Source organism: Pseudomonas sp. PA-4-8C (assembly GCF_021606625.1).
Taxonomy (GTDB): domain Bacteria; phylum Pseudomonadota; class Gammaproteobacteria; order Pseudomonadales; family Pseudomonadaceae; genus Aquipseudomonas; species Aquipseudomonas lactis.
This window is the reverse complement of sequence record NZ_WKCD01000437.1, coordinates 1-2829: the sequence shown is the minus strand read 5'-3', so window position 1 is coordinate 2829 and position 2829 is coordinate 1. Positions and strand designations below refer to the sequence as shown.

Below are 2829 nucleotides of genomic sequence, written 5' to 3'. Positions count from 1 at the left end.
AATCAGATCCATTTTATCTTCTGGGATCTATTTTGCAGACAGGTGCAAGATCGATTGGCCGGACGTCATATCAAGGACAAGCGATACAAGCATCCTCACTGGAATCTCAAGGAAGTTCAAGCCTCTGTACCTACTCCCAAGTTGGTTGACCTTATGCCGTTGCTCGATCTTCCTATGCACGAGGCGATGCGACTATTCATCGACCCGAGCTCTCACCCATCACATATTGGCTACCTCACAATAATAAATTGTTTCTATTACAACACTGATGCCCGTACAGCTTTCAACAAGGCCATCAAAGATGTTGAGAAACTGATTCTAAATGCTGCTACTCAGCTTGTTGCGCGCAAAGGTGGTAAAATCACACTTTTTGGGCGAAGTGTCTGGCTAGATACCCTACTGCGTTACTTGGGTCAATCGGGGCTTCTAAAACTCGAAGCGGTGGGCATTCACGTTATCACCTTTAACTCGCAGATCGGCCACACTCGAAATCTGACGTCAGGCGCCGATCCTATAGCCAAGCTAACAGTTCCGATCTATGTCTCCGACGACGCGCAGAAGAGTAGCATACCTTTCCACTTCCTCCAACATTTGAATATTAAACAACTGGACTCAATGCAGCGCGTAGCATGGGAAGCCAGTTGTGCAAACCTCATCACTAAAAGAAATGAAACACCGCAATCCTTGCATAATGAAAACTATAGATTGATCGAAGCTATGCACACGCTTGGGCTAGAGAACAGGGATATAGAACTTGGCCCATATGGCTACCCTACAATTTCTGGAATCTTGAAGTTACTCGAAAGCGTTTAATAGTTTTTGCATATCCTTCAGCAAGGTCAACGCCGGGCAGCTTGGAAATCATGGCTTTTGCTAGTTTGATCAATTAATTAAGCACTGCATCAACTAGCATCGCCAGACCAGGCAGCTAACCGCAAGAGGCAGAACACTTCAGCGAGTTCAAACGGCAACTGATTTTTGACTGACAGCCTAAAAAAATTAGTGAACTGTTTATGGATATATTTAAAGTGGTCAGCGCGGGCTAGGTGATCCAAGCCAGTCCATGCAGGCTAGCAAAACTTTTCAATCATTATTCTTATGAAGCTCAACCACAGCGGCAGCGCCAAACTTACTCGAGAAGTTTATACAACCTTATCCCCCCTAAACCGCACCAACAGTATGTTATTATTGGAATAATAAAATTAAACCATCGCACCACAAGGGATCCGGCGCGACCTCCCCGGATCCTGCGCACCCGCAGAACCATTCACATATATACAGCTAACTCTGTATACACGTCTCGGGGTTTCAGTTACCTATGACCGGAAGAACGGCGATCTATTTTACCCGGACGGTCAATCAAAGATCTCGACGACCCCCACTATTTCCCCACTAGTCTCGGTTACCGCCAAAGCTTTAATTTTATTATTGATCATATAAGCTTCCGCCTCAGATAATTGGCCGTCCTTGTGAATAGTATGTGGCCTCTCAGACATGAAACATTTGACCGTCTCACGAATAACGCCCTCGTTTTCAAGCAGCGCTCGACGCAGATCGCCATCGGTGACGATACCGACGAGCTTTCCCTGGTCCATTACTATAGCCATGCCCAGGCGGCTTTGAGTCATTACCATCAGACAATCATGAAAGCTGGTGTGAGGCGATACTGCTGGCGCAGGCGAGTGCATGACGTCTTTAACCCGGGTCAATAGCTTCCGGCCGAGGCTTCCACCGGGATGGTACCGGGCGAAGTCCATGGCCTTGAACTGGATGGCCTCAATAAGGGCCACTGCCAATGTATCGCCCATGGCCATGGTTGCCAGCGTTGAGGTCGTCGGCGCCAAATTGTTAGGGCACACTTCGCGCTCAACGGATACATCCAGCCAGATATCGGCATGCTTGGCCAGTGTGGATTTGCCGTTGCCGGCCATTGCGATGATCTGGTTGCCAAACGACTGCAAACTCGGAATGAGTTTGATCACCTCTTCAGTCTCGCCGCTGTAGCTGATGAGGATCAGTACATCAACCGGTTTAAGCATGCCCAGGTCACCGTGGAACGCTTCTGCTGGGTGCAAAAAGAAACTCGGGGTGCCGGTCGAGGCAAAAGTGGCCACCATCTTTTTACCAATGAGTCCGGACTTCCCCATACCACAGACCACGACGCGGCCCTTGCAACCGAGTATCAACTCAATTGCGCGTTGAAACTCCTCGCCTAAACGGTCTGCAATAGCACTTACCGCAGTTGCTTGAGCCCGCAGTGCTTCTTTGGCGATCTGAAGGTGATTCATATTCCTCCGTAATGAATTGATTGATGCGTAAGCGGGCATGCTACGGTCTAAAACGGCCCTGTGCAAAGCATGCTCAGTGACTGGGTTTTGGCGGTAGGTCCGCCATCAGTTGAAAACGTCCGCCTTGATCTTGTCCATCAGGTACACCGAGCCGTGTTTGCTAAGATGGCCAAAGTCGACCACAGGGAGATCAGTGACGTCGTCGCCAAGACGACTCAAGCAGGCTTGCGCCTTGCAAAAAACGTCCAAGGCCGAGATATAGGATGCGCCGATGGCAGGTACGCGCGCTTTGAAGAAACTGTCCCAAGCCATGACTTGTGGGTTCAGCCCATACTCCATGTATTCCGGAGGCAACTGCTTGTATTGCGTCCAATAATCCAGGACCTTAGAGTTCAGATTGCCATTCCAATGCGGTACCGGGCCAATCACCACCACCTTGGTCGATGGCGATGCTGCAGTTATTTTCGCCACCGTATCGCCAAGCAGTGCCAATGCCTGATTTTGCTCGTGAGGAGCGTTGCTGCCAAATACCAGCCAACTC

General features: G+C 49.5%; 3 protein-coding genes. 1 reads left to right on the top strand and 2 read right to left on the bottom strand.

Going from position 1 to position 2829, the window contains the following annotated elements:
• A partial coding sequence (locus tag GIW04_RS29580; protein WP_236479519.1) for a hypothetical protein occupies nt 1-813 on the top strand: 813 nt, incomplete at its 5' end.
• Between the two features lie 542 nt (nt 814-1355).
• Here GIW04_RS29580 and GIW04_RS29575 read toward each other — a convergent pair.
• The gene (locus GIW04_RS29575; protein WP_169918704.1) at nt 1356-2288 is read right to left on the bottom strand and encodes a KpsF/GutQ family sugar-phosphate isomerase; all 933 of its coding nucleotides are present in this window, start codon (nt 2286-2288) and stop codon (nt 1356-1358) included.
• 105 nt (nt 2289-2393) lie between these two features.
• A partial coding sequence (locus GIW04_RS29570; RefSeq protein WP_268939281.1) for an SGNH hydrolase domain-containing protein occupies nt 2394-2829 on the bottom strand: 436 nt, incomplete at its 5' end.